Source organism: Mesorhizobium sp. B2-1-3A (assembly GCF_006442655.1).
In the GTDB taxonomy this organism is placed as follows: domain Bacteria; phylum Pseudomonadota; class Alphaproteobacteria; order Rhizobiales; family Rhizobiaceae; genus Mesorhizobium.
In genome coordinates, this window is record NZ_VFWK01000001.1 from 194,649 (window position 1) to 218,970 (window position 24,322).

At 62.2% G+C, this 24,322-nt stretch carries 22 protein-coding genes and 2 tRNA genes; 12 read left to right on the forward strand and 12 right to left on the reverse strand.

Annotated features, from left to right (window positions below; translation table 11 throughout):
• The first annotated feature begins 86 nt into the window (after positions 1 to 86).
• Positions 87 to 554 carry a peroxiredoxin gene (locus tag FJ977_RS01055; RefSeq protein ID WP_140767855.1) on the forward strand — a complete coding sequence of 156 codons (468 nt, stop codon included), beginning with the start codon at positions 87 to 89 and terminating at the stop codon, positions 552 to 554.
• Positions 555 to 585: 31 nt separating this feature from the next.
• On the opposite strand, the gene FJ977_RS01060 is transcribed toward FJ977_RS01055, so the two are convergent.
• Entirely contained in the window at positions 586 to 1,728 is a 1,143-nt protein-coding gene (locus FJ977_RS01060; protein WP_140767856.1) for a GNAT family N-acetyltransferase, read from the reverse strand.
• Positions 1,725 to 2,720, reverse strand: coding sequence for a sterol desaturase family protein (locus FJ977_RS01065; protein ID WP_181179469.1), 996 nt, complete (start codon positions 2,718 to 2,720; stop codon positions 1,725 to 1,727). Before FJ977_RS01065 ends, FJ977_RS01060 begins: the two co-directional genes overlap by 4 nt.
• A gap of 304 nt (positions 2,721 to 3,024) precedes the next feature.
• Between FJ977_RS01065 and FJ977_RS01070 the strand changes: the two genes are divergently transcribed.
• Positions 3,025 to 4,329 (forward strand): M23 family metallopeptidase, encoded by a 1,305-nt coding sequence (locus FJ977_RS01070; RefSeq protein WP_140767857.1) that lies wholly within the window; start codon positions 3,025 to 3,027, stop codon positions 4,327 to 4,329.
• 93 nt (positions 4,330 to 4,422) lie between these two features.
• On the opposite strand, the gene FJ977_RS01075 is transcribed toward FJ977_RS01070, so the two are convergent.
• Complete coding sequence (locus FJ977_RS01075) at positions 4,423 to 5,661, reverse strand: amidohydrolase (protein WP_140767858.1); 1,239 nt, start codon at positions 5,659 to 5,661, stop codon at positions 4,423 to 4,425.
• The gene (locus FJ977_RS01080) at positions 5,648 to 6,826 is read right to left on the reverse strand and encodes a M24 family metallopeptidase (RefSeq protein WP_140767859.1); all 1,179 of its coding nucleotides are present in this window, start codon (positions 6,824 to 6,826) and stop codon (positions 5,648 to 5,650) included. The genes FJ977_RS01075 and FJ977_RS01080 overlap by 14 nt, the downstream gene beginning before the upstream one ends.
• Positions 6,827 to 7,037: 211 nt before the next feature.
• On the opposite strand from FJ977_RS01080, the gene FJ977_RS01085 reads away from it, so the two are divergent.
• The 5 genes from FJ977_RS01085 to FJ977_RS01105 all read left to right on the forward strand — a co-directional run bounded on the left by FJ977_RS01085 (position 7,038) and on the right by FJ977_RS01105 (position 11,945).
• Positions 7,038 to 8,204, forward strand: coding sequence for an ROK family transcriptional regulator (locus FJ977_RS01085; protein WP_140767860.1), 1,167 nt, complete (start codon positions 7,038 to 7,040; stop codon positions 8,202 to 8,204).
• On the forward strand, positions 8,201 to 8,965 hold the full coding sequence (locus tag FJ977_RS01090; protein WP_135864119.1) for an ATP-binding cassette domain-containing protein: 765 nt from the start codon (positions 8,201 to 8,203) through the stop codon (positions 8,963 to 8,965). The genes FJ977_RS01085 and FJ977_RS01090 overlap by 4 nt, the downstream gene beginning before the upstream one ends.
• Before the next feature lie 40 nt (positions 8,966 to 9,005).
• Entirely contained in the window at positions 9,006 to 10,046 is a 1,041-nt protein-coding gene (locus FJ977_RS01095; RefSeq protein WP_140767861.1) for a sugar ABC transporter substrate-binding protein, read from the forward strand.
• Positions 10,047 to 10,165: 119 nt separating this feature from the next.
• Entirely contained in the window at positions 10,166 to 11,161 is a 996-nt protein-coding gene (locus FJ977_RS01100; protein WP_065005129.1) for an ABC transporter permease, read from the forward strand.
• Between the two features lie 13 nt (positions 11,162 to 11,174).
• Positions 11,175 to 11,945, forward strand: a complete 771-nt coding sequence (locus FJ977_RS01105; RefSeq protein WP_140767862.1) for an SDR family oxidoreductase — start codon at positions 11,175 to 11,177, stop codon at positions 11,943 to 11,945.
• A gap of 65 nt (positions 11,946 to 12,010) precedes the next feature.
• Here the strand turns inward: FJ977_RS01105 and FJ977_RS01110 are convergent, their stop codons facing one another.
• Both FJ977_RS01110 and FJ977_RS01115 read right to left on the reverse strand, forming a co-directional pair.
• Positions 12,011 to 12,778: a hypothetical protein gene (locus tag FJ977_RS01110; protein ID WP_140767863.1), complete on the reverse strand. Its 768-nt coding sequence runs from the start codon at positions 12,776 to 12,778 to the stop codon at positions 12,011 to 12,013.
• A 15-nt stretch (positions 12,779 to 12,793) separates the two neighbouring features.
• A tRNA-Val gene (locus FJ977_RS01115) sits at positions 12,794 to 12,869 on the reverse strand.
• 216 nt (positions 12,870 to 13,085) lie between these two features.
• Between FJ977_RS01115 and FJ977_RS01120 the strand changes: the two genes are divergently transcribed.
• Positions 13,086 to 13,162 (forward strand) — tRNA-Asp (locus FJ977_RS01120).
• A 659-nt stretch (positions 13,163 to 13,821) separates the two neighbouring features.
• Here the strand turns inward: FJ977_RS01120 and FJ977_RS01130 are convergent.
• The 4 genes from FJ977_RS01130 to ugpC all read right to left on the reverse strand — a co-directional run bounded on the left by FJ977_RS01130 (position 13,822) and on the right by ugpC (position 17,544).
• A complete protein-coding gene (locus FJ977_RS01130) occupies positions 13,822 to 14,508 on the reverse strand; it encodes a GNAT family protein (RefSeq protein WP_140767864.1) in 687 nt (228 codons plus the stop codon).
• A gap of 551 nt (positions 14,509 to 15,059) precedes the next feature.
• Entirely contained in the window at positions 15,060 to 16,004 is a 945-nt protein-coding gene (gene rbsK / locus FJ977_RS01140; RefSeq protein ID WP_140767866.1) for a ribokinase, read from the reverse strand.
• Between the two features lie 4 nt (positions 16,005 to 16,008).
• Complete coding sequence (locus tag FJ977_RS01145; RefSeq protein WP_140767867.1) at positions 16,009 to 16,461, reverse strand: RbsD/FucU family protein; 453 nt, start codon at positions 16,459 to 16,461, stop codon at positions 16,009 to 16,011.
• Between the two features lie 27 nt (positions 16,462 to 16,488).
• Positions 16,489 to 17,544: a sn-glycerol-3-phosphate ABC transporter ATP-binding protein UgpC gene (gene ugpC, locus FJ977_RS01150; RefSeq protein ID WP_140767868.1), complete on the reverse strand. Its 1,056-nt coding sequence runs from the start codon at positions 17,542 to 17,544 to the stop codon at positions 16,489 to 16,491.
• A 286-nt stretch (positions 17,545 to 17,830) separates the two neighbouring features.
• Here ugpC and FJ977_RS01155 point away from each other — a divergent pair, with 286 nt between their 5' ends.
• The 3 genes from FJ977_RS01155 to FJ977_RS01165 all read left to right on the forward strand — a co-directional run bounded on the left by FJ977_RS01155 (position 17,831) and on the right by FJ977_RS01165 (position 21,645).
• Entirely contained in the window at positions 17,831 to 19,498 is a 1,668-nt protein-coding gene (locus FJ977_RS01155; protein WP_140767869.1) for a sugar ABC transporter substrate-binding protein, read from the forward strand.
• A gap of 96 nt (positions 19,499 to 19,594) precedes the next feature.
• Positions 19,595 to 20,716, forward strand: coding sequence for a sugar ABC transporter permease (locus FJ977_RS01160; protein ID WP_140767870.1), 1,122 nt, complete (start codon positions 19,595 to 19,597; stop codon positions 20,714 to 20,716).
• Between the two features lie 11 nt (positions 20,717 to 20,727).
• The gene (locus FJ977_RS01165) at positions 20,728 to 21,645 is read left to right on the forward strand and encodes a carbohydrate ABC transporter permease (protein WP_056562348.1); all 918 of its coding nucleotides are present in this window, start codon (positions 20,728 to 20,730) and stop codon (positions 21,643 to 21,645) included.
• 114 nt (positions 21,646 to 21,759) lie between these two features.
• On the opposite strand, the gene FJ977_RS01170 is transcribed toward FJ977_RS01165, so the two are convergent.
• Complete coding sequence (locus FJ977_RS01170) at positions 21,760 to 22,503, reverse strand: creatininase family protein (protein ID WP_140767871.1); 744 nt, start codon at positions 22,501 to 22,503, stop codon at positions 21,760 to 21,762.
• 3 nt (positions 22,504 to 22,506) lie between these two features.
• Positions 22,507 to 23,073 (reverse strand): SIS domain-containing protein, encoded by a 567-nt coding sequence (locus FJ977_RS01175; protein WP_140769651.1) that lies wholly within the window; start codon positions 23,071 to 23,073, stop codon positions 22,507 to 22,509.
• A gap of 164 nt (positions 23,074 to 23,237) precedes the next feature.
• Between FJ977_RS01175 and FJ977_RS01180 the strand changes: the two genes are divergently transcribed.
• The gene (locus tag FJ977_RS01180; RefSeq protein WP_140767872.1) at positions 23,238 to 24,260 is read left to right on the forward strand and encodes an aldo/keto reductase; all 1,023 of its coding nucleotides are present in this window, start codon (positions 23,238 to 23,240) and stop codon (positions 24,258 to 24,260) included.
• Positions 24,261 to 24,322 lie beyond the last annotated feature (62 nt).

Consider the following 24,322-nt stretch of genomic DNA (forward strand, 5'->3'; position numbering starts at 1 on the left):
CGTTGTACGAATTCGCTCGTGGACGAATCCCCGCTCGACACTATATCGGTGTGGCTTCGCGCGTAACCTCAAACAAGGGCATCGATATGGCTGACCTCGACGTGGGCGATCTTGCGCCGCAATTCGACCTGCCGCGAGATGGCGGCGGTTCGCTCAGCCTGGCCGCGTCGGCCGGCAAACCCGTGGTGCTCTACTTCTATCCGCAGGACGACACCACAAGCTGCACGCAGGAGGCGATCAGCTTTTCACAGCTGAAGCCGGACTTCGAGAAGGCCGGTGCCGTCGTGATCGGCCTGTCGCCCGATCCCGTCAAGAAGCATGACAAGTTCAAGTCGAAATACAATCTCACCATCGATCTCGCCGCCGACGAGGAACGCAAGGTGATCGAAGCCTACCATCTCTGGGTCGAGAAATCGATGTATGGCCGCAAATACATGGGCGTCGAGCGCGCGACATTCCTGATCGGCCGCGACGGGCGGATCGCCAGGATCTGGCGCAAGGTCCGGGTCAAGGGCCATGCCGAGGAAGTGCTGGAAGCCGTTCGCGCGCTTTGAGCGCGCGATGCCACGTTCACATGAGCCGGCCTTACTCGTCGGGTGTTTCCGCCTTCGGCTGCCGCCGCTCCCGCCAGGATTTCGCAACATGGTTCGCATGATCGGCCAGCGCGGCTAGATGGCCGCGCAGACCGCGCGCGCCCATCATCGACCACAGCGTTACTGATTCCGTGGCAAAGCGGCGCTTGAAGTCCTCGCCGCCGCAGAGAAAATCAACCTTGGCCAAGCCGCGGTCGAGCGACCACTGGATGTAGTCCATCATCAACACCATGCCCGGCGAGGCGCGCTCGTATTCGGGATCGTAGGTGGTGACGAAAGCCATCATCGTGCCGTGCTGCTCGAAATTGATGGAGACGGCGATAATCGTGCCGTCAAGCTCCAGCACGAAGATGCGCAACAGCCCGAGTTCGGCCAGCACGGAAACAAGCGCGGCGAGAACGGGCGAGCCCTCGTCGAACAGGTCCGAGACGCGGCCATGCCGGGCGAGCCAGAGGCGCTTCAGCGCCGCAACCCGCGCGAGCACAGGCTCGCGCGGCTCGTCCGCATCCAGCAGGCGGAAACGCAATTCCCCGCCTTCCTCCATGAACTTGCGGCCGCGACGGTAGTTCTGCCGGGCCTTCTTGGACAGCGTCTCGAACCATTTCGCCCCACCCTGCCAGGAACCGGCGACACGGTAGCTGATTTCACTGCGGTGGTTGGGCCGTAGTGCCTTGCCATGGCGCGAGGCCGGGTCCAGCAGAGCACCAACACCGGCATCCGGCAGCAGACGGTTGAGATAGATCAGGTCGAAGCCACCCTGATCAAGAACATACTGCCAGAGCCGGGAGAGCACCTGCGGATCACAGTCGGGGGCCAGCAGCGCGTCGCCATAGTCGCTGTGATCCTTCGCCGCCCATTCGAGCATACGGATGCCGGAGCGCTTGAAAGTGGCGAGCGCAATCACGCCATCGAGCCGGTCGCCGTTCCAGGCCAGTCCGATCCTGAGCGTGCGCAGTTCCTGCTGCGGCGTCGTGCGCCACCAGGCCGCGATCCATTCCGGGTGCTGGAAGACCAGCCCGCCGACGCGCCGCCAAAGTGCGCTCCAGGCCGGCGTGATCTCGGCCAGCCGCTCCGCCGATGTCACGACTTCGAAGGTGCGTGTCCGCGGGATGGCGAGCACGAAAGGAGCGTTCATGGCCGTGTCCCTTCAGATGATCGTGAGGTCCTTGGTTTTCCAGGTCGCATGCGCCTGGCGATGTGCCTCCACATCCGCTTCAGCGGCATGACATAGAGGCCGGCGAGCGACTGATAATCGCGCACATCGCGGTCAATCAGTCCGAACTTGAAGTCCTCGTCGGGCTTCGGCACGCACAATGTTCCGAACAGCCGGTCCCAGAACGAGAACAGCAGGCCGAAATTCTTGTCGTAGTGGCGTGGATCGGTGCTGTGATGCAACTGGTGCCAATGAGGACACAGGATCACATTGTTGAGCGGGCCGAACGAGATCTTGAAATGCGTGTGCCTGACGAAATCCATCATCAGGATGTTGCGCATGACATAGACGTTCACGCCAAAGACGGTCAGTTCGACAAGGTTCAGCGAAATCAGCGACCAGATGCCGAAGCAGACGCCGACGATGAGGCCGTCCCAGGCCCGATTCATCAGTTCGTCGAGCGGGTGGACCCGATCCTTGGTGATCCCGACCATCACCTCGGCCGAGTGATGCACCTTGTGCAACTCCCAAAGCAGCGGATAGCGATGCTGGGCGACGTGATAGAGATAATAGGAAATGTCGTAGGCAAGCAGCATGGTGATGGTGAAGATCAGCACCGTCACCGGCCCCGCCGGCCCCTCGATCAGAGGCGGCTGGAACTGGAAGAGTGTCGAAAACAGCCAATTGGTCGCGTAGCCAACCGCGGTGACGAAGACAATGCCGGCGGGCAGCATCAGGAAGGGCATCAGGGCCTTCTTCGTCACCCAGAACAGCAGATCGGCCTTCGCCGAGGGATGGGTGATGACCTCGTGCGGGATGACGAACTCGAAAAACTCCTTCCAGCTCTTATTCTCGACCGTGCGCCAATAGGCCACGAGCGCGCTGACAAAGGCAGTCAGCAGCAAAAGCCCCATCGCCAGCAGACCAGTGCCCGAAATCTTGTCGAGGATCTTGCCAACCAGATCGCTCAGCATTCCCATAGCCATAATGAATCCCAAATCCCGGCACGCTTTTACTCGAAAACCGTCAACTAAAAGCAATCGAAGACAGTTAAGAAACTAACCTCTAACGCGCGAGCGACAATCGCTTGTCCTGCCAGCACATTGGTGACGATTGCCAGGGATTTCGCGACACCGGGGCCTCAACTTGGCGGTTTTCATGCAACCTCCCGCCCGCTCCGCGTGCATTCGTCGCCGCGCATTCAATCCCGCAAAGCTTTGTTAACCTTAATAATGTGTAGTCAGGGCGTCGTGATGTCGTAAACGAAAGCTTGGTCCCGTGAACGCAACCGGTCAGTCCGCAGTCTTCGGCAGGCGCAAGGAACCTCACACGATAATCATCGCGCGCGGCAACGAGATCAGGCATTTCACGATCCGGCCCTGGCTCGCGGCATTCATCGGTTCAGCATTCGCCGCCATTGCCATCGGCTACCTGCTGGCCACGTCCTATCTCGTGCTGCGCGACGACCTGATCGGCGCCACCACCGCGCGCCAGGCGCGCATGCAGCAGGCCTATGAAGACCGCATCTCGGCGCTTCGCGCCCAGGTCGACCGCATCACCAGCCGCCAGTTGCTCGACCAGCAGCTGATGGAAACCAAGGTCAGCGAACTGCTTGAACGCCAGACACAGCTCAGCCAGCGGCACGGCCGTCTCGGCCCGCTGCTCGAACGCGCTGAGAATGAGGTCGGAACGGAGCCCGCCGAGGATCCCGCAGCAGCTGCCAAGCCCGACAAGCACGCCGAAGTGACTGGCAGCATCAACCAGCCGGCGCCGAGCTACGCGGTCGCCAGCCTGGGCGTGGACCTGGGTGCCGCCGACACCAGGCCGTTCTCCCTGTGGTCGACCCGTACCGATCCACTGCCCAGCGATTCCGCAGCAGATCGCGCGGACAAGCTGTTCGTTTCGATCAACCAGTCGCTGAGATCCATCGAGAACGAACAACTCACGCGCATCAGCACGCTCGCCGACAATGCCTACAAGAGCGCGGATGCCATCCAGCAGGCGCTGGCGGCGGCCGGGCTGCCGGTCGACAGCGATTTCGGCAAGAATGAGAGCGATGTCGGCGGCCCGCTGATCCCGCTCGACAGTTCGATGATCTTCGACAGCAAGGTCAAGGAACTGGACGAAGCCCTGGATACGCTTGATCAATTGAAGAAGGAAGCGCGCCGGCTGCCGCTTGCCAACCCCGCCCCTGGCCACTCCGTCACCAGTCCGTTCGGCGTGCGCACCGATCCTATCCTCGGCACCGCCGCGCTGCATTCGGGAATGGACTTCCGGGCTCCCATCGGCATGGCGGCCAAGGTCACGGCGCCCGGCATTGTCACGAAGGCCGGCTGGAACGGAGGCTATGGCCGCATGGTGGAAGTCGACCACGGCAATGGCTTTGCCACCCGCTACGGACATCTGAGCGAAATCGACGTGACCGTGGGCGAGAAGCTGGACGCCGGCGCCATCGTCGGCAAGACCGGCAGCAGCGGCCGCTCGACCGGCCCGCATCTGCACTATGAGGTGCGCCACAATGGCGAAGCGATCGATCCCCTGCGCTTCCTCACCGTCGGCAAGAAGGTTGCCCAGTATCTCTGAGGCGCGCCAGCCCGGGTTGGATCAGCAATATTGAACATGCATTTCAAGGGGCCCTCATGCAAACCATGCATGAGCCGCTCTTGGATCGCCTGATCAGTCTGTGCATCCCGGCTGCGTCGACAGAAACCTGGTACACGCTGCAACCAACGTGGCCGCACCAATCTTCAAGGCGGCCTCATCCACCCGAAACCGGGGATGGTGAAGCGGAAAGACCGAGCCGACCTGCTCGTTACGGATTCCGAGCCGGAAATAGACCGATGGGCGCTTCTCGCTGTAGTAGCCAAAATCGTCGGCAATGGTCCATCCGGGCGTGTTGAGGACATTGTCGGCGCCGATGCAAGCCCTGCCGCTGGCGGCAATCAGTTCGGCCATCTCGCCGTCGTTGACGACCCCCGGTTCGCCCTTGTGGATGGCAAGCTCTACACTGGCGCCGTGGCTGGCCGCCATGCCCTCCAGTATTTCGCGAACACGCCGCCAGGCCCGTTCGCGGGTTGCATCGCTGCCGCTGCGGATGGTCCCTTTCAAAGTGACCTTGCCGGCGATCACATTGTAGGCGCTGCCGCCATTGATACCGGTAACTGAAATGACCAGCGGATCGTAGGGATCAATCTCGCGCGAGACGATCTTCTGCAATTCGCTCACCATGGAGCAGGCAACGGCGACCGCATCGATGCCCTCATAGGGCTTTGCCGCATGGGCCGCCTCGCCGATGACGACGGCATCGAACGTATCGCACGCCAGCGTGTAGGGGCCCGAGCGGACCGCGATCTTGCCTGATGGCGTATACGGATCGACGTGAAGACAGATCGCGGCGTCGATATCGTCGAGCAGCCCCTCCTCCACCACACGTTTGCCGCCCGAGGGCGAGTCCTCCTCGGCCGGTTGGAAGATGAGACGCACGGTGCCGCCAAAATCGGCCCTTGATTTATGGAGGTGCGCGGCAACCGTGAAACCCATCGATGCGTGGGCGTCGTGGCCGCACGCATGCATCACTCCGGGATTGGTCGACGCGTAGTCGACGCCGGACTCTTCTTCGATCGGCAAGGCATCGATATCGGCGCGAATGGCAATCTTTCGATTTGACGGCTTGCCGGTGCCGACAATATCGACGGCCAGGCCGAAGCCCGCGACATCGCGAATATCTGACATTCCCTCGCCGGCCAGTATCTGCCTGAGATAACGCTGCGTGTTGGCCTCGCGGTTCGACAGTTCGGGATTGCGGTGCAAATGGCGCCGTATCTCGATCATGCGATCGAGAAGTCCGGCGTCGATATCGACCGCGCCGGGACCGGCAACATCGCCTGCCATGGCCGAGCCCTCAGGATCTGACATGGATCTCTCGCGGGAACTTCGTCAGGGTCTCATGGCCGGTTTCGGTTACCAGGATGGTCTCGGAGACCTCGATGCCCCAGCCATCCATCCACATGCCGAGGATGGAATGAAGGACGTTGCCGGGTTGAAGTATCGTCTTGTCGCCGGGCCTGAGGCTGATCGTGTGCTCGCCCCAATCCGGCGGATAGGCTACGCCGATGGAATAGCCGATGCGCGATTCCTTCTTCAATCCGTAGCGCTGGATGACCTTGCGCCACGCACCCTCGACCGCTTCGGCCGACGTTCCCGGCCTGACCGCATCGAGAACCGCGTCCATGCCCTCGATCACCGCCTTCGCCGTGTCCGAGACACGCGTCGGCGTCTTGCCGAGCTGCATCGTTCTTGCCAGCCCGGCCGCATAGCGGCGGCAGACACCGGCAAGTTCCAGCGCAATCGTCTCGTTGTCTCCAAACCGCCGGTCGCTCCACATGATGTGCGGGGCCGAGGCATTCTCGCCGCCGAGGATGGTCGGCGGAAGAGCGGTGATGTCGCCCGCGAAATCCGGGCTGCCGGCGATCTGCGCCGCCTGGATGGAAGCGATGGCATCGCACTCGCGCACACCAGGCGCGATCACCTCGAAGGCCCGTGCCACCGCCGCTTCGGCCAGGGTCGATGCCTTGCGCAGATAGGCGATCTCGGGTGCCGATTTGACCGCGCGGATCCAGTTCACCAGAAGGTCGGCATCGTGCCATTTGGCGTTGGGAAGGCCGGCGACGAGCCTGGCATGTGCCTTTGGCGAAAAATAATAGGCTTCGAGCTCGATGCCGATATGTCTGACACCCCATCCCTTGGCGGCGATCCAGTTCGCGATCCAGTCCATGGGATGGCGATCGGCCCGCTGAACATGATCTTCCGGGAAGCCAACCACGTTCTCGGGCTTCATCCATGCCGTCAGAAGACCACCAGCCGCATCCATGGCGCGCCCGATCCAGACCGGCTCGACCTCTTCCAAGGGAACCAGCACCACCTGCGGCGTGTAGAATGACCAGCCATCATAGCCGGTGATGTAATGCTGGTTGGCAACGTCGTTGACGACAAGAAGCTCGAGACCGCGCCTCGCCATCTCGGTGCGGATCTTGCGAAGCCGCTGCTGGTATTCGTTGCGGGCAAACGGCAGTTCGATCATCTTTGCTCCATGCTCTCTTCAACGGTTGCGAGGCTCACCATTGAAGCGTTTTGCCGTGACGGCAATCGGCCAAGGGCGACAGGTGAACAGGTCCTAGGCCGGATACGACCTACACCACCGGGAGCTTGGGATGCCGCTCAATTTATTTTTGAATTCCATTTGACTGAATAAATCTTTGGTGCGAACCTCGTGCTAACCGAGGGCGCAAGGCATGGCATTGCGGGGGACCAATCAGGAGTTCGGGCGGCCGTACAACCGGCGCATCGTGCTTGAGTCCATCCGCCTTCATGGACCGATCGCCCGTGGCGAGATCGCCAACCGCGTCGGCCTTACCGTCCAAACGGTTTCGACCATCGTTCGTGAATTGGAAGAACAGGGCTATATCCTCTCGGTGCGCGAAGAGCCGAAGGGGCGCGGCCTGCCCCCTGCGACGCTGCGGATCAATCCCGAGGGCGGCTATGCCGTCGGCATCCACATCACCCCGCTCGGCATCAATGCCGCCTTGATCAATCTGAGCGGCGACGTGATCGAGAGCACCTATCGCGAGGCCCCGAACGCGACACCGGACCATGCCTTCGACCTGATCGGCGCGATGGTGATTGAATTGACCAGGTTGCGGGCCGGAGGACGGGTGCTTGGGGTCGGCCTGGCCCTGCCCGGACCATTCGGCGTCGAATCCATGAGTTTTGTCGGCCCGACCACCATGACCGGCTGGAAGGATGTGGCGCTGCGCGAGCGGCTGGCGGCCTCGACCGGGCTGCCGGCCTTCTTCGAAACCGACATGGCGGCGGCAGCCATGGGCGAGCGGCTCTACGGCCTCGGCGCTCAATTCTCTGAATATTACTACCTCTATTTCGGCGTCGGCCTTGGCGGCGTCATGGTTCATGACGGCAGCCCGCTGCGTGGCGCCTGGGGAAATGCCGGCGAGGTCGGGCACATCCCTGTCGTTCCCGGCGGCGAGGCCTGTCCCTGCGGTAACCGGGGTTGTCTCGAAAGATACCTCTCGCTCGAGGCGCTCCGGCGCTGGAATGGCAGCGAGGCCGATTGGGTCGCGGAAGTCGCACCGATCTTTCACAATGCCATTGCCGTCATCGAGAATCTCTTCGACCCCGAAACGGTCATCCTCGGCGGGCTGGCATCCACCGACCTGCTCGAACGGCTGGCTGGCTCGACCGACGGTCTCCACAACTCCGTTTCCGCGCGCAAGGACCGCACGACGCCCCGGGTCATGGTCGCACGCGGCGGGCAACATTCGGTATTGCGCGGTGCCGCCGCCCTCGCGGTTTCCGGGGTTTTGTCGCCCCGCTTCGGCCAGATGTTCACGGCCGAGCGCGAACGCGGCCGCGATCTCCTCGCGGCCAAGGAGATCGCCGCATGAGCGAACCGCTGCTGGTACTCGACAACGTCACCAAGAACTACGGCGCGATCGAAGCGCTCAAGGGGATCAGTTTCTCCATCGGCAAGGGTGAGGTCGTGGCGCTGCTCGGCGATAATGGCGCCGGTAAATCGACACTGGTCAAGATCATCGCCGGCGGGCTGGAGCCGACCTCCGGCCGCATGCTGTTCGAGGGCAAGGAGTTTCTTGCCAGATCGCCGGCCGAGGCGAAGGCGGCGGGCATTGAAACCGTCTACCAGGACCTGTCGCTGTGCACCAATGTCGACGTGGTGGCGAATTTCTTCATGGGCCGTGAGATCACCAGGAAGGTCCTCGGCATTCCCGTGCTCGACGAGCGCGCCATGGAGGCCGTCGTCGGCAAGGCACTGGCAAGTGCGGGCACCCGCATTCCATCACTGCGCACCAATGTAGAGCATCTGTCGGGCGGCCAGCGCCAGGCCATCGAGCTCAACCGGTTCGTGCATTGGGGCGGCAAGCTCGTGCTTCTCGACGAGCCTTTCGCGGCGCTGGGCGTCGAACAGACGCGGCGCGGCCTCGACATGATCCGCCAGGTGGCGAGCCAGGGCATCGGCGTCGTCATCATCACCCATATCATGCAGCAGGCTTTTCAGGTCGCCGACCGGATCGTGGTGATCCGGCAAGGGGTCGTGGCCGGCGATGTCGCCAGAAACAAAACAAGTCCCGATGCGGTGATCAACATGATCACCGGCGAGACGCTTGCCGGTGCCGGACCGGCTGGCTGAGGGACAAAAAGAGGGGTCCGGCTCAACAGGAGCGAACGACATGAAGCGAATACTTCTTGCTGTCTTCGGTATCCTGGCACTGGCCTTTGCCACGCTCACGCCGGCATTCGCCCAGTCCAAGGGAACCGTCTACTATATGGTGCCGACATTGCTGGACGAGTTCCAGACCGGCTCGGTGACCGCGCTGGAGCTGTTCCTGAAACAGGTCGGCTACGAGATAAAGACGCTGAACGCCGACAACAAAACCGACGCCCAGCAATCGCAGATGAACGACGTCATCGCGCTGAAGCCAAAGGCGATCATCCTGGCGGCTGTCGATTTCAACGCGCTGAAGCCGTCCATCGAGGCCGCACGCGCCGCCGGCATCCCGGTGGTCGAGTTCGACCGCCAGATCACGTCGACGCCTTCCGACTTCACCTCGGTGGCGGGTACCGTCGAGATCGGCCATATCGCCGCCGACCAGGCGGAGAAGCTGCTTAAGGCGAAGAACGGATCGGTGAAGGGCAAGGTGCTGCAGGTGCTCGGCGATCCCGGCGATCCCTACACGCTCGACATCCAGAAGGGTTTCGAGGAGAAGATGAAGGCGTTCCCGGACGTCAAGATCATCTCGCTGCCTGCCATGCAGTGGGAAGCCAGCAACGCCGGCACCATCGTTGCCGACCAGATGCTGGCCAACCCCGACATCGACCTGATCTTCAGCCATGCCGCGCATCTCTCGGTCGCCGCCGTCGCCTCGCTCGAGGCCGCCGGCAAAAAGCCGGGCGACGTCATGCTGATGAGCTCGAATGGCGCGCCGGTCGGCCTCGACCTGATCCGCAAGGGTTGGCTCAACGTCGAAGTCGAGCAGCCGCTCTACGCGCAGGCCGCGGCCGTCGCCATGTTCATGGACAAGGTCGCCAACAAGCAGGAGATCAAGCCCGGTGAATATGACGTGCTGGGCCTGAAATCGACCGTGACCAAAGAAGCGTGGGGGCCGAACATCAAGATCCCGGGTGCAGCCATCACCAAGGAAAACGTCGACAATCCGGCCTTCTGGGGCAACCAGAAGGCGCCGACGGATACCGTCAAACCGGTCGAATAGGCCGGTCGCCTAAGCGCTCCGGACCAATTGGTCCGGAGCCGCCTCTCCGCAACATCAATCCGCGCAAGATCGCCGCCGAAATCGAGTTTTCGGGGTTCATGCGCCAGCCGGATCAGCTCATGAACCCCCGCACCCGCCAAGCCCTGGAGTTCGTCCTCGACAACCTTGTCTGGTTCATGCTGGTCTTCGTGCTGGTGGTCTTCTCCATCTTCATCCCGAACTATTTCCAGCTCGGCATCTTCGCCAACATCATCGAGGCCTCGAGCGTGCTCGGCGTCATGTCGATCGGCCTGGCGCTGGTCATCATCGCCGGCCACATGGACCTGTCGGTCGAATCTGTCGCGGCGCTCAGTGCCATGGCGGTGGGCATCCTGTTCTGCTCGTCCGGCATCGGCCTTGGCATCCAATTGCACCCGGAATGGCTGATGGTTCCGGTGTCGCTGCTGCTGGCTCTGGCCGTCGGCGGTCTCATCGGCGCCTTCAACGGGTTTCTGGTCGTCAAGGTCAAGATGAGCGCCTTCATCATAACGCTGGCGTCCTACATCTGGGTGCGCGGCCTGGTGCTGGTCATTTCGGGCGGCCGCTCGGCTCAGGATTTGGCCCCCGCCATCCGCTGGTTCGGCATCCAGCGGCTGATCGGCCTGCCGCTGACCGCCTGGATCGCCATCGCGTGTTTCGTCGTCTTCTCGCTGATCATGGCCAAGACGCCGTTCGGCCGGCACCTCGTGATGATCGGCGGCAACGAGACGGCGACCTTCCGCGCCGGCATCCGGGTCAACCGCAACCTCATCATCGCCTTCGTGCTTGCCGGCGCCATCGCCGGCCTTGCCGGCTGGCTGCTGGCGATCCGCACCTCGGGCGCCACCGCAAATCTCGGCGTCGGTCTGCTGTTCAACGCCTTTGCCGCGGTGGTCATCGGCGGCGTCAGCCTGAAAGGCGGCGTCGGCACCTTGCCCGGCGTTTATGCCGGCGTGCTCCTGCTGTCGGCCATCAACACGGCGATCAACCTGATGGGACTGCCGGCCAACTTCACCCAGGTCATCCATGGCCTGCTGGTGCTGGCCGCGGTGCTGCTGGACGCATTCAAGCAAACCATTCGCCAGAGACTCGCATGACAGGACGGCTCGCATGACCGGAAGATTGAAGGACAAGGTGGCGCTGATCGTCGGCAGCGCGCGCGGCATCGGCAAGGGAATCGCGCTGCGCTTCGCCGAAGAAGGCGCAAGTCTGGTACTCGCCGACACCGAGGCCGAGGCCGGACAAGCGACAGCCGACGAACTGGGCGTGCCCTTCATCCGCACCGACATCTCGCAAATGGCCGACGCTGAGGCCGCGGTGGCACTGGCGCTGAAGCATCACAGCCGCCTCGATATCATCGTGCAGAATGCCGGCATCTATCCCTGGCAGCTGATCGAAAATACCAGCGCCGACGACTGGGACCGCGTGATGGCCGTCAATCTGCGCGGCACGTTCAATGCCAGCCGCGCCGCACTGGTGCCAATGAAGGCTCAGAGTTCCGGGCGCATGCTCTACACCTCGTCCATCACCGGCCCGCACGTGACCAGTCCCGGCCATGGCCATTATTCGGCCAGCAAGGCCGGCATCAACGGCTTCATCCGGGCAGCGGCGCTGGAATTCTCCGGCTACGGCATCACCGTCAACGGCGTCGAGCCCGGCAATATCCTCACAGAGGCCATCCAGCAGCATCGCGGCGCCGCCTATATCAAGAACATGGAGGATTCCATCCCGCTCGGCCGCCTCGGCAGTCCGCGCGACGTCGCCAATGCCTTCCTGTTCCTGGCCTCGGACGATGCCAGCTACATCACCGGCACGACCATCGTCGTCGACGGCGGGCAGTTGCTGCCCGAGGGCAAGGATTTCCGGATGGCGCCGCCGTGATTCGTAAACCTTAGACGGAAAGTCGCCGCTCTTTCCGTCGCCGTTCCGCGGCTTCCTGCAAAGGCTTACCGAAACCAGTTGAACAGTTGTTCGAGCATTCCGGGCGGCTCCAGCGAGAACACGGCGCGAAATGTCGTCGGCCGATCGCTGGAAAATGCCGATGCAAGCGGTCGAGAATAGGATGCCGTGCGTCCGTCATCCGATATCGTGCCGCTTGTCTCGATGATGCGCGGAGCCGTCACCGTCCATGCGATATGCCTGCCTGACATCTTCGCCAATATGAGGGTCTGCAGCCCTTGCGCCATCGGATCGTCGTCATACTTGTCGGTTGGCTTGAGACTGGGGAAATTGACGACGAATTCGTAATTGTCCCCTACTCGATTGAGCTGCACGCCTTGCTTCTTGTCTCCTCCGACATTGGCGTTCGAAAGAGCCGCAACGAGATCGTCTGTCTTGCCGGAGAAAAACAGCGAGCAGACCTCATCGCGGCCCTCGGTTTTCTGCTCGGCGGTTCCGGTTATGCCCGGCGACGACAACAGCTTGTCGGTACTGCACCATTTGCCGTTCGCGTTCTTGGCCATCGCCAGTAGTGAAGCATCCACCGCTATCCGGATATTGGCCGTCGCGGTCCCATCGCGCCGGAATGCCAGATCCTGCTTCACGTCGAAGCAGCCCGCCACCAACAGACATCCGACCAGCGACACCACGATGTTGAGACGAACAGGGAATATCCAAAAACGCATCACATCTACGTTCAAATCTTGGCTCGGTGTCTCTTTTCGCGGCACCCTTCGCAAAAAGCGGCCAGCCGACGATGCGAAATAACCTATCAAAACCATAAGGCTATTTGGTGGGCGATGACGGACTCGAACCGCCGACATCTTCGGTGTAAACGAAGCGCTCTACCAACTGAGCTAATCGCCCGCTCCGGCGGGACCTTTAAGCGGTCGGGACCGGGTTCGCAAGGCCAAATGAACAGCCGACGCCCTGTTCGCACGCCGGATTTGTCCACAGAATGGCGGCTGTCAAAAAACCTTCTCCAGTTTGTGTTTATGATGGTTTGGTGCGCTTGACACCCGGAGGCGAACCCCTTATCCACCGCCCCAACGACGAACACGGCTGACACGTGCTCGTCAATGCGCGGGTGTAGCTCAGTTGGTTAGAGTGCCGGCCTGTCACGCCGGAGGTCGCGGGTTCGAGCCCCGTCACTCGCGCCAAGTCTTTTCAAGGACTTGGCCTTTGTCGCGCATAAGAAGTTTCAACTTTTCCTGCCGCCGGGCGCCCTGCTTTAGAGCCGGGGCCGAAGGTTCTAGAGCGGAAGGTTAAAGCCTCGTCGAGAGGCTCAACCGCAAAGCGGACCGAGGCACCCGAAGTCGATTGCCATTCGCAGTGGTGCGGCTCAAACCGTCTCCCCAATTCGAAAAACTCCCGTCGTGCCAGATAAGTATTGGGCCGATGGCCTGGACTCCAATTCACCCTTCCAAGACGCCCGGCGCCGTTCCCTAAATTGCAGAGATTTACATTAGCGATCTCTCAACTAAGTGGGACGACCATACTCCGTGTTGGGTCGACAGTTGGGTGTTGCGATGCAAAGTGACTTTGCAGCGGCGCGCGAGCTGCTCGAATGCGCGCAAAACCGCCTATCCGGAAACGACGAAACAAGCCGGAGCGTCCGCGCGAAGCTCGATGTCCTGATTGAAGAGATCGCAGCCGCGGAATTTCAGAAGGCGCCCTTGACGATCGTTCCATTTCCGCGAACGCGACCGCCACGGTAGTCGGCTGCCCAGCGCCTTCCCTTCAAGCGGCGGACTGGCGGAGCTTTTTCATCTGCTTCGGGCCTCGAGGCCGCGCGGACATTATCGGACCGCCACGACCTTCATACCCGCACCCTGACCTGCTCCAGGGACTGCACCTGGCGTCCATCGACAAAATTGTCGGGATGCAGCCAAATCAAGAAGGCGGCGTTGGCAGCCACCCATTCCCGCGCCAGGAGGGAATACATGCAGATGTCGCATGGGCGCCCTTTCAAGGTGAGACCTTCACGCAATATGCCCTCGAAGACGAAACCCAGCCGATCGGCTGCTCGTCTGGATTTCGCGTTGGCCGTCGTGCAGGTCCATTCCAGGCGGCGATAACCCAGATCCTCGAACACGTGTCGCATGATGAGGAACAGCGACTCGCTGGCCGCGACAGTCCTTTGTAGAGCCGGTGCGAAGAGGATATAGCCCAGTTCGATCACCCTGTGTGCCGGCCTTGCCTCCATCAGGCAAAGCCAGCCAACAGGCCCTGCGGCGGTTCGTAGTGTCAGAAATGTGCGCGATTGGTCGCCAAGCAGGTCGCCCACATGCGCCCGGAAAGATTCGACCCCGTCGAACGGTCCCACTTTCATATCGGCCCAGATCACGTCGCGTTCGCCGGCATGTGTTAGCCGGAAGATATCATCGGCATCTTCGCGACAGAGCGGAACCAGACTTATATGATCTCCGGTCAAGGTTACCGGCCGGGGAACGCTCGCACTGCCGGCTGCTTTCGACAGTTCCTTCCATCTCTCTTGCTCAGCCATGCTCTGTCACCGCTGATTGGCGCCCTTGGGGAGGGAATCTGGTTCGGACGGTACCCCAATGGGGCATTCGGCCTCAACCTTTTCGGAAAGGCCAGAATAAGAGGGGGCTTGTGGGGTCAACAGCCGGCCGTGCCTCCGAGGTTTTCTCCGATCGCCTGGAAATCAGGCGAATGACCAGGCAGACGTAGCCGACCTGCAAGACGACCAACGTCAGTACCGCCCAACCAAGCGACGCCCAGATCGACCCGGACTCCAAGTAAACCCAGATCGAAATGCCGATTGTCGTTGCAAGCATTCCGACCAGAAATTGCGGAAAGTACATCTCGATTGCCCCGCCCACCCCCAACCTTTCGGTTCGAGATCGATATCCACGTGCCCCGCATCTGTTATTTAAGTTGCCACTAAATTAGCAATTACGCAATTTGTTAATCATGAACTTGCGGGCGGTTGTGGTTGGCATCATGAGCAGCGAGAACAGATGGTATTGGCCGGCGCTTCTCTCGCGCACGGCCGCTGGCGGCAACGACAACAGTCGATCGGCGACACCGATCCTAGTTCCGGGCCAGCAGCGCCTCGACCTCGCGCAGTGTCGGCATCGACGGCGCTGTGCCCGGTCGCGTCACCGAAATGCCGGCGACCGCGCAGGCGAAGCGCACCGCTTGCAGCGGCTCCACGCCTCGCGAAAGCGCGGCGGCGAAGCCGCCGTTGAAGGCATCTCCGGCTCCCGTGGTTTCGACCACCGGCCCGGCGCTGATGGCGGGGACATGCTCGGAGCGGTCCCTGGTGTGCAGCAGTGCGCCCTTGTCACCGAGCGTGACGATGACGGCGCCGACGCCCTTTTCCAGCAGCTTGCCGGCAGCGGCCCGGGCGTCATCGACCGAGGAGACTTTCAGCCCCGTCAATTCCTCAGTCTCGGTCTCGTTCGGCGTGAGATAGTCGCAGAGCGTATAGATGCGGTCGGGGAGCCTGGCCGCGGGAGCGGGGTTGAGGATGGTCGTCACCCCTGCCCCGCGCGCGATCTCCAGCGCCCTCAGCGCCGCGTCGATCGGCTGTTCGAGCTGCGTGACAAAGACCCCGGCACCGCCGATCAGATCGGCATTGGCCTCGATATCGGCCGGCGAGATCAGCATGGCCGCACCAGGGCTGACGATGATGGCGTTGTTGCCGCTTCCCTCCTCGACGAAGATGTAGGCGGCGCCGGTGTAGCTATCCGGCGTATCGATGGCGGCGCTTTTCACGCCGGCATCCTTCCAGGTCCGCTTGGCCATGTCGGCGAAGGCATCGACGCCAAGCCGGGTCAGGAAGGTGATATCGGCACCGAGCTTGCCGGCGGCCACCGCCTGGTTCGAACCCTTGCCACCCGGCCCGAGCTTGAACGAATTGCCGAGGATCGTTTCGCCCATGCGCGGCTGGCGATCGGCGCGATAGGCGGTATCGGCGACGAAGACGCCCAGGACGACGACAGGTTTCATGACAACTGGCTTGCCGGAGGCCATGCTGCTACGCCGCGTCCGGCGGCACGACGCCCTTGCGGAAGGCGAAGCAGCCGTAAAAGCGGCGCTCGCCGGTCTGGATCACGCAATAGGCCCGTTTGGCGCGCTCATAGAAGGCGTAGCGCTCGACCGGGAGCATCGGCCAGGACTTGCCCTCGGCCGCGTCGATTTCCTTTTGCACTTCCTTCTGCACGGGCGGAATCTCGTCCGGCTTGCCGACGATCTCCATGCGCGCCGCGGAGTCGTCGACGAACGTATCCAGCGGGTAGAGCGACAGCACCGCCTTCACCACTTGCGCCGCCGGGGCATCGATGCGCAACAGGCGGCCGAGCGCCGTCTGGCGCGCCACCGAATCGGACGGGAAATTGGTGTCGGCTATGATCAGGTCGTCGCCATGTCCCATCGCCCGCAATGCCTGCAGCACGTCGGCATTGAGCAACGGATGGATCCCTTTGAGCATGATGGTCCTCGTGAAGTCCGTTTGAGATCAGAGACGCTTGCCGGTCTCGGCGTCGAACAGGTGGATATGGTCGAGCCTGGGCCGGAGCTTGAGCGTATCGCCCGGCTTGAAGTCGTGGCGCTCGCGAAACAAGGCCACCATCTCGCCGTCGCCGAAACGCAGGAATACCAGCGTTTCGGACCCGGTCGGCTCGACCACCGAAATCTTCGCCGGGACGCCATCAGGATGGATCTCGAGATGCTCCGGGCGCACGCCATAGACGACGGCCTGCCCGTCCTGCGCGGCATTGTCGCCAATCGGGAACAATGTACCTGATATGTCGACGCCGGGCTTGTCGCCCTTGCGCAGAACACCCTTGAGCAAGTTCATCGAAGGTGAGCCGATAAAACCGGCGACGAACAAATTGGCCGGCCGGTCGAACAGCTCCAGCGGCGCACCGACCTGCTCGATGCGGCCGTCGCGCATGACGACGATCTTGTCGGCCATCGTCATCGCCTCGATCTGGTCGTGGGTGACATAGATGGTGGTGGTTTTCAGCCGTTGGTGGAGTTCCTTGATCTCGGTTCGCATCTGCACGCGCAGCTTGGCATCGAGGTTCGAGAGCGGCTCATCGAAGAGGAACACTTGCGGATTGCGCACGATGGCACGCCCCATCGCCACGCGTTGACGCTGGCCGCCCGAAAGCTGCCGGGGATAGCGCTTGAGATAGGGATTGAGATCGAGAATGTCGGCGGCGCGCTTGACCCGCTCCGCGACCACGGCCGGATCGGTTTTCCGCAGCTTGAGGGCAAAGGCCATGTTCTGCTCCACCGTCTTGTGCGGATAGAGAGCGTAGTTCTGGAACACCATGGCGATGTCGCGTTTTGCCGGCGGCAGATGATTGACGACACGGTCGCCGATGGCGATCGTGCCGCCGGAAACGGTCTCCAGCCCGGCCACCATTCTGAGCAGCGTGGACTTGCCGCAACCTGAAGGACCGACCAGCACGACGAACTGTCCGTCAGCGATGTCGACGCTGACTTCGTGCAGAACCTTGACGGTTCCAAAAGCCTTGGCCACCTTGCTGATCGCGACTTGAGCCATATCTCCCCCATCGGCCCCACTGGCCGTAGGCGCAGAAGCTAACCAACGCGACCTGCCAGGGCAAGTCGGTCTCTTATAGATAAAAACCTGTTCTCGTTGACACGGCGTTTGGTTGTGAGAATAGTGGCGGGCGCTGGTCCAAATGTCGGTAACGATCCGCAGGGAACTTCAATCGACGCAGGGTGGGGTCCTGCCTAATTCAATGCCCAGCCTGGAGCACAATTGCGCTCCAACGTCCGACAGGTGGCCACATCCATTCACACTGATATTCTGGGAGGAATAGTCGATGAGAACAGGTCTTTACGATAAACTGGTCCGCGCCGGCGCCACAAGGCGCGACATCTTGAAGGGCGCGGCCAGCATGGCCGCGATCGCGGCGGCATCCGGCGCGGGGCTCGGTGCACTGACGCGTCCTGCCTCCGCGGCAAGCGAGCTTCGCTCGAAGATCCTGCAGATTCCCGGCGTTGGCAAAGGCCAGCCGACCGATGCCGATTTCCAGAAGGTCGGCGAACTCTGCCTCGACGCGACCAAGGCCAATGTCAAGGAAGGCGAATTCGCCGGCGTTGAGCTGACCTTCATGGGCCTCAACAACCAGAACCTGCACAATGTGCTGTTCCGCGGCTTCCTGAAGCCATGGGAGGCCTATACCGGCGCCAAGATCAGCTGGATCGACCTGGCGCAGGCCGACTACAACGCCCGCCTGCAGCAGTCGATCGCCACCGGCACCGTCGACTTCGACATTATCGAGATGGGCGCCCCCTTCGAGGGCGATGTCTGCGGCAAGGGCCTGACCTCCGAAATGCCCGACTGGGTCAAGAAGCAGATCGATTTCGACGATCTGGTCAATTATCTGAAGCCGCCCGTCGGCACCTGGGATGGCAAGCAGTACCGCGTGACCATCGACGGCGACACGCACAATTTCAACTACCGCACCGACGTGTTCGCCGATGCCGACCTCGCCAAGCAGTGGAAGGACGGCGGCGGTGAAGGCGAATGGGGCGTGCCGAAGACCTGGCAACAGGTGCAGGCCGTGACCAAGTTCCTCAAGGGCAAGAAATTCAAGGGCCAGGACGTGTACGGCTATCTCGATGCGCCCAAGCCCTGGGGTGGTTTCGGCTTCTACTTCCTCGGCAGCCGCGCCACCGCCTATGCCAAGCATCCTGACGACAAGGCCTGGCTGTTCGACGCCGACACGATGAAGCCGCGCGTCAACAATCCGGCTTGGGTGCGCGCCATCCAGGACGTGATCGACGCGCTGCCGTCCGAACCCGCCGACCAGATCAACGCCGATCCGAACACCACCGCCTTCCAGCAGTTCCTGGCCGGCACCGGCTCGATGATCCCCTGGTGGGGTGACGTCGGCTCGAACGTCAAGACCAATGATTCCTCTGTCATCGGCGACGTCACCGGCTTCTCGATCCTGCCGGGTTCGGACGACGTCTACAACTCCAAGACCGGCGCCTGGGAAAAGCTCGCCAGCGGCCCGAACTACTCGCCGAACTGCGCCTATCTCGGCTGGGGCGTTTACGTGATGGCCCGCGTCGACAGCGACGAGAAGAAGAAGAAAGCGGCATGGTCCGCCGCCGCCCATCTCGGCGGCAAGGACCTGTCGATCTGGACGGCAATGTATCCGTCCGGCTTCCAGCCCTACCGCAATTCCCATTTCGACATTCCGGAATGGGTGGCGGCCGGCTACGACGAGGCCTTCATCACCTCGTACCTCAAGTCGGAAGGCGACAGCTACAACCATCCGAATGCGGCGATCGAGCCACGCATCCCCGGCATCTTCCAGTATTATTCCGCCGCCGAGGACATTCTGGCCAACACCTTCGCCGGCAAGATGAAGGCGCAGGAAGGCGCCGACGCCATTGCCGCGGCCTGGGAGAAGCTGACCGACCAGATCGGTCGCGAAAAACAGATCAAGCTCTACAAGGCCTCGCTCGGCCTGGCCTGATCAGAGCCTGAAACTGGGTCCGGCGACGAGAGCCGCCGGACCCTGTCTTGACCGGTACGCCGGTCGCGAAGTGCCTTCTGCAACCGGACGAGACGTGTGGCTGACCAGATTTTGCCCACCAATGATTGGCCGGCAAACGCCGTCCCATCCGACCTGATCCCGCCAGGCCGCAAACGCCTTGGCTGGGCGCTGATGGCGCTGGCCACGTTCGGCCTCCTGGCAACGATCCTGGTACAGATCCTCTACAAGAGCGAAGTCGACACGATCGGCTTCGAGACATGGCGTCCCGTCGTCTACGCCTATGTGCTATGGGGCGTGGCGCTCGGCATCGGCCAGGTGCTGACGCGCGGCGAGGACGGGCAGCGCGCGCTATTCCTGTTGCCGGCGCTGCTGTTCACCATCGCCATGGTGATCTTCCCGACGCTGTTCGGCTTCTACATCGCGCTCACCGACTGGAACCTCTCCTCCTTCAGTGGCCGCAGGTTCAACGGGCTCGACAATTTCTGGCAGATGCTTGGTGACCCCTACTACCGCAATGCGCTGTTCAACATGGTGCTCTATGTGCTGGCGGTGCTGGTCGAATATGTCATCGCCTTCGGCCTGGCGCTGTTGCTCAACGCACAGATCAGGGCGCGAAAATTCTTCCGCGTCGTCTTCCTGATGCCTCTGATGCTGTCGCCGGTCGCGGTATCCTGGATGATCGGCAAATCGCTGATGGAATACCGGTTCGGGCCGGCGGCGACGCTGGCGCGCCATCTCGGCTGGGATAATCCCGCCTTCTTCTCCGATCCGATCACAGCACGCATCTCGATCATGCTGCTCGATGCCTGGACCTTCATTCCCTTCATGATGATCATGCTGCTGGCCGGCCTGCAGGCCATGTCGCGCGAGGTGCTGGAGGCGGCGCGCGTTGACGGCGCGACCGCATGGCAGACCTTCTGGCAGGTCACCTTCCCGCTGATGCTGCCGGTGTCGGTGACGGCGGTGATCCTGCGCATCATCTTCAAGCTGAAGCTTGCCGACATCATCATCACGGTGACATCAGGCGGCCCGGGCGGCGCGACGGATTCCGTGTCGAGCTTCATCTACCGCGAATACCGCGACCGTTCGAATGTCGGCTACGGCACCATGCTGGCAATGGCCTATCTCGTCATCATCGTCGTGTTCGTGACCTGGCTGCTGAAGCTCGCCAACCGCTTCGTGCGCAACGTCAACTGAGTGGCCGGATCATGAGCGTTCAGACCACCGACTATACCGTCTCCGAAATCCGCTCTCCGGCGAGCTTCATCACCAGCCGCGTCTTCATCTATGGGGCGCTCGTCTTCTGGGCCTTCATCTGCCTGTTCCCGATCTACTGGACGATAACGACCTCGTTCAAATCGGCGGTCGACGTCACGCAAGGCCATCTCATCCCCTTCGTCGACTTCTGGCCGGACTGGAAGGGCTGGCGTTCGCTCGGCCTGTCGCCGGATTCGATCTTCCAGACCTCCACGGTGCGCGATGAGTTCTTCAAGCGCTTCATGAACTCGGTCATCACCTCGGTCGGCGCATCGAGCCTCGCCATCGTCATCGGCAGCCTCGCCGCCTACGGCCTGACGCGCTACCGCTACAAATTCGCCTGGTTCAGGAACGAGGACATCTCCTTCTTCTTCCTGTCGCAGCTGATCCTGCCGCCGGTTGTGCTGGCCCTGCCCTTCCTGGTGCTCTATCGGGAAGTCGGCCTGCTCGACACGCGCGTCGGGCTGATCCTGCTCTATACGCTGATGGTGCTGCCGATCGTCATCTGGATCATGCGCGACCAGTTCAACTCCATCCCCGTCGAGCTGGAGGAAGCAGCCCTCGTCGATGGCCTGTCGATCTGGGGCGCGTTTTTCCGCATCGTCATGCCGATCGCGCTGCCAGGCATGGTCGCCGCCTTCATCCTGGCGATGGTGCTATGCTGGAACGAGTATTTCTTCGCCGCGCTGCTGACCTCGACCGACGCCAAGACCATTCCGGTCATGGTGGCGAGCCAGACCGGCTCGCAAGGCATCAACTGGTGGTCGATGGCGGCGCTCGCCACCGCGGCGATTGCGCCGCTGGCGGTCATCGGCATCGCGCTGGAGCGCTATCTGATCATGGGCATGACTGCGGGAGCGGTGAAATAGGCTCGAGGCGCAATATCCGCGTTGGCCACAAAGGCCATGACCGCTAGGCAAGGGTGTCATGCCGATCGCCTGGCAGGGTCGGACCTACCGGGCGGAACGGCTGAAAACCCGTGATTAGGCCTTCAGGATGGACCGCAGGTGATCCATGATCATGGCGACGCCCTTTTGGCCGAGTTCCGCCGATGCGTCCTTGGCACCAGCCGTATACCAGCCGGTATTGTCGGCGAAGCGGGCGGCATCGACAGCTTCAGGGCATAGCGCCAGCATCAGCGATGTCTCGCCGATGCCCGCATGGTCGAACGGATACTTGCCGTTCATGGCGGCCGGCATCAACGGATGCACCTGCACCCAGTTGAAGAAGTTTTCCCCCTCGGCATGTCCGGCATAATAGTCGGCCATCGTCTCGGAACCCCACCAGCCCTCGCCGCGCTGCTTCTCCAGAAAACGGAAGATCGCCTGACGGCCGGCGGTCTTGAAGGCGAGATCGGTCGGCATGCCGGCGGCAAAGTTCTCGGTCTGGTGATGGACGATGGCGTGTATGTTGCGGAAGCCGATGCGCAGCAGGCTGTAGAACAGCTCCTCGCCGAACGGGGCCAATTGATTGCCGCCGACCTGCACCGAACCAGTGCCTTCCGGCGGCGCCACCGCGTAGCTCGCCGCGCCGTAGTAGAAGGGCGGCAGGATGACGACGTCCCTCTCCTTCTCGAACAGCTCCAGCGTCTTGATGACGGCCAGCGTGTCCATGCCGACAGCCATGTGCTCGCCATGGTATTCGAGCACGCCAAGCGGCAGCGCGACCGGCCAATTCTGCGCGATCGCCTTGCGGATCTGGTGTGGCAGCATCAGTTCATAACGCATGGTCTATTCCATGTTGGTGTGGCGCGCGCGCATGGCTTGCGGCGACGCACCGGTCAGGGATTTGAGTTTCAGCACCATCACCTCGAACAGCAGGAACAGGGCGCCTTCGAACACCGAGCCCATCGGCAGGACCGAAGTCTTTTGCGGACCCTCGTCATCGGCCATGGTCTGGGCCGGGATGAGCAGCGTGGTGTCGGCCTGTCCCGCGGCACTGCCGCCGGCCTGGGCGGTCAGCAGCAGATTGGTCGCGCCGGCGTTGCGCGCAACCTGCATCAAGGTCAGCACTGTCGAGGTTTCTCCCGGCCCGGAACTGGACAGGAAAACATCGCCTGGACCCAGCGGCGGCGTGGTCATGTCGCCGACCACCGAGACAGGCAGGCCGAGATGGTAGAGCCGCATGGCGAAACCCTTGACCTGCAAGGCCTCGCGGCCGCAGCCATAGACGACGATTTGCCCTGCATCGGCCAGCAGCTTGCAGGCGGCGTCGATGCTGCCTTCATCCACACGTGCCAGCACGCCGCCGAGCTCATCGAGCGCGGTCTTGAACAGGTTTTCGTTCCGGCCGCTCACGGCAAATCCACCCTCGAAATCGTCCGGGAATTTTTTCACGAACAGCTTGATCTGGTTCATGCTAGCAACCGCGAAAATGCGTGTCCAACGCCGCGCAACGCTTTTGCCTGATCACAGGCGTGATAGTGTCATGTCAGACAAATCAACCCGGGAAACTGCAGGACATGAAGACACGGCATTTCGACCGCACCGGCAATGGCGGCATCACCTTCACCGAGCTCGGCTTCGGCACGGCACCGCTCGGCAATCTCTACCGCACCGTTTCGGACGAGGATGCCAATGCCACGCTGGATGCCGCCTGGGCGACCGGCTGCCGCTACTACGACACCGCGCCGCTCTATGGGCTCGGCCTGTCTGAAACGCGCCTCAATCCCTTCCTGCGCGGCAAGAAGCGCGACGACTATGTGCTGTCGAGCAAGGTCGGCCGGCTGATGCGCGCCTGCCCGCCCGAGCAGCGCACGGGCATCGGCAAGTTCTTCGACACGCCGTCGCGCCGCGAGGTCTACGATTACAGCTATGACGGCGTGATGCGCTCATTCGAGGCCTCGCTCGAGCGGCTTGGCGTCGACCGGATAGACATACTGTTCGTGCACGATGTCGACATCTTCACCCATGGCAGCAAGGAGGCGTCCGACCAGCGCATCGAGGAATTCATGCGATCGGGCTATTACGGGCTGCTGTCGCTGCGCGACCAGGGCGTCATCAAGGCGTTCGGCGGCGGCATCAACGAATGGCAGGTTGCCCAGACGCTGGCCGAGCGCGGCGATTTCGACCTGTTCCTGCTTGCCGGGCGCTACACGCTGCTCGAACAGGAAGCGCTGACATCCTTCCTGCCGCTCTGCCAGAAACGCGGCATCGGCATCGTTCTCGGCGGACCCTACAATTCCGGCATCCTGGCGACGGGACCGAAACCCGGCGCCTACTACAATTACTCCGAAGCGCCGAAGGACATTCTCGAGCGGGTCGCCGGCATCGAGGCTGTCTGCAAACGCCATGGCATCAGGCTGATCGAGGCGGCGCTGCAGTTTCCGTTGCTGCATCCCTCGGTCGTCTCGGTGATCCCCGGCGGCCAGCGACCGAGCGAAGTCGAAAGCAACCGGACGCTGCTCGACGCGAAACTGCCAGCAGCCCTTTGGGCCGACCTCAAGAAGGAAGGCCTGATGAGCGCCGATGCGCCGACCGCATAAGCGGGGGCCATTCGCGTCGGCGTCGGGCACAAAAAAGAAAAGCCGAGGCAAGCCCGGCTTTT

Excerpts from the sequence above, each read along its gene's own strand:
- FJ977_RS01055 (WP_140767855.1), top strand. The coding sequence starts at position 87 with ATGGCTGACCTCGACGTGGGCGATCTTGCGCCGCAATTCGACCTGCCG.
- FJ977_RS01060 (WP_140767856.1), bottom strand. The coding sequence starts at position 1,728 with ATGAACGCTCCTTTCGTGCTCGCCATCCCGCGGACACGCACCTTCGAA.
- FJ977_RS01065 (WP_181179469.1), bottom strand. The coding sequence starts at position 2,720 with ATGCTGAGCGATCTGGTTGGCAAGATCCTCGACAAGATTTCGGGCACT.
- FJ977_RS01075 (WP_140767858.1), bottom strand. The coding sequence starts at position 5,661 with ATGTCAGATCCTGAGGGCTCGGCCATGGCAGGCGATGTTGCCGGTCCC.
- FJ977_RS01080 (WP_140767859.1), bottom strand. The coding sequence starts at position 6,826 with ATGATCGAACTGCCGTTTGCCCGCAACGAATACCAGCAGCGGCTTCGC.
- FJ977_RS01085 (WP_140767860.1), top strand. The coding sequence starts at position 7,038 with ATGGCATTGCGGGGGACCAATCAGGAGTTCGGGCGGCCGTACAACCGG.
- FJ977_RS01090 (WP_135864119.1), top strand. The coding sequence starts at position 8,201 with ATGAGCGAACCGCTGCTGGTACTCGACAACGTCACCAAGAACTACGGC.
- FJ977_RS01095 (WP_140767861.1), top strand. The coding sequence starts at position 9,006 with ATGAAGCGAATACTTCTTGCTGTCTTCGGTATCCTGGCACTGGCCTTT.
- FJ977_RS01100 (WP_065005129.1), top strand. The coding sequence starts at position 10,166 with ATGAACCCCCGCACCCGCCAAGCCCTGGAGTTCGTCCTCGACAACCTT.
- FJ977_RS01105 (WP_140767862.1), top strand. The coding sequence starts at position 11,175 with ATGACCGGAAGATTGAAGGACAAGGTGGCGCTGATCGTCGGCAGCGCG.
- FJ977_RS01130 (WP_140767864.1), bottom strand. The coding sequence starts at position 14,508 with ATGGCTGAGCAAGAGAGATGGAAGGAACTGTCGAAAGCAGCCGGCAGT.
- rbsK (WP_140767866.1), bottom strand. The coding sequence starts at position 16,004 with ATGGCCTCCGGCAAGCCAGTTGTCATGAAACCTGTCGTCGTCCTGGGC.
- FJ977_RS01145 (WP_140767867.1), bottom strand. The coding sequence starts at position 16,461 with ATGCTCAAAGGGATCCATCCGTTGCTCAATGCCGACGTGCTGCAGGCA.
- ugpC (WP_140767868.1), bottom strand. The coding sequence starts at position 17,544 with ATGGCTCAAGTCGCGATCAGCAAGGTGGCCAAGGCTTTTGGAACCGTC.
- FJ977_RS01155 (WP_140767869.1), top strand. The coding sequence starts at position 17,831 with ATGAGAACAGGTCTTTACGATAAACTGGTCCGCGCCGGCGCCACAAGG.
- FJ977_RS01165 (WP_056562348.1), top strand. The coding sequence starts at position 20,728 with ATGAGCGTTCAGACCACCGACTATACCGTCTCCGAAATCCGCTCTCCG.
- FJ977_RS01170 (WP_140767871.1), bottom strand. The coding sequence starts at position 22,503 with ATGCGTTATGAACTGATGCTGCCACACCAGATCCGCAAGGCGATCGCG.
- FJ977_RS01180 (WP_140767872.1), top strand. The coding sequence starts at position 23,238 with ATGAAGACACGGCATTTCGACCGCACCGGCAATGGCGGCATCACCTTC.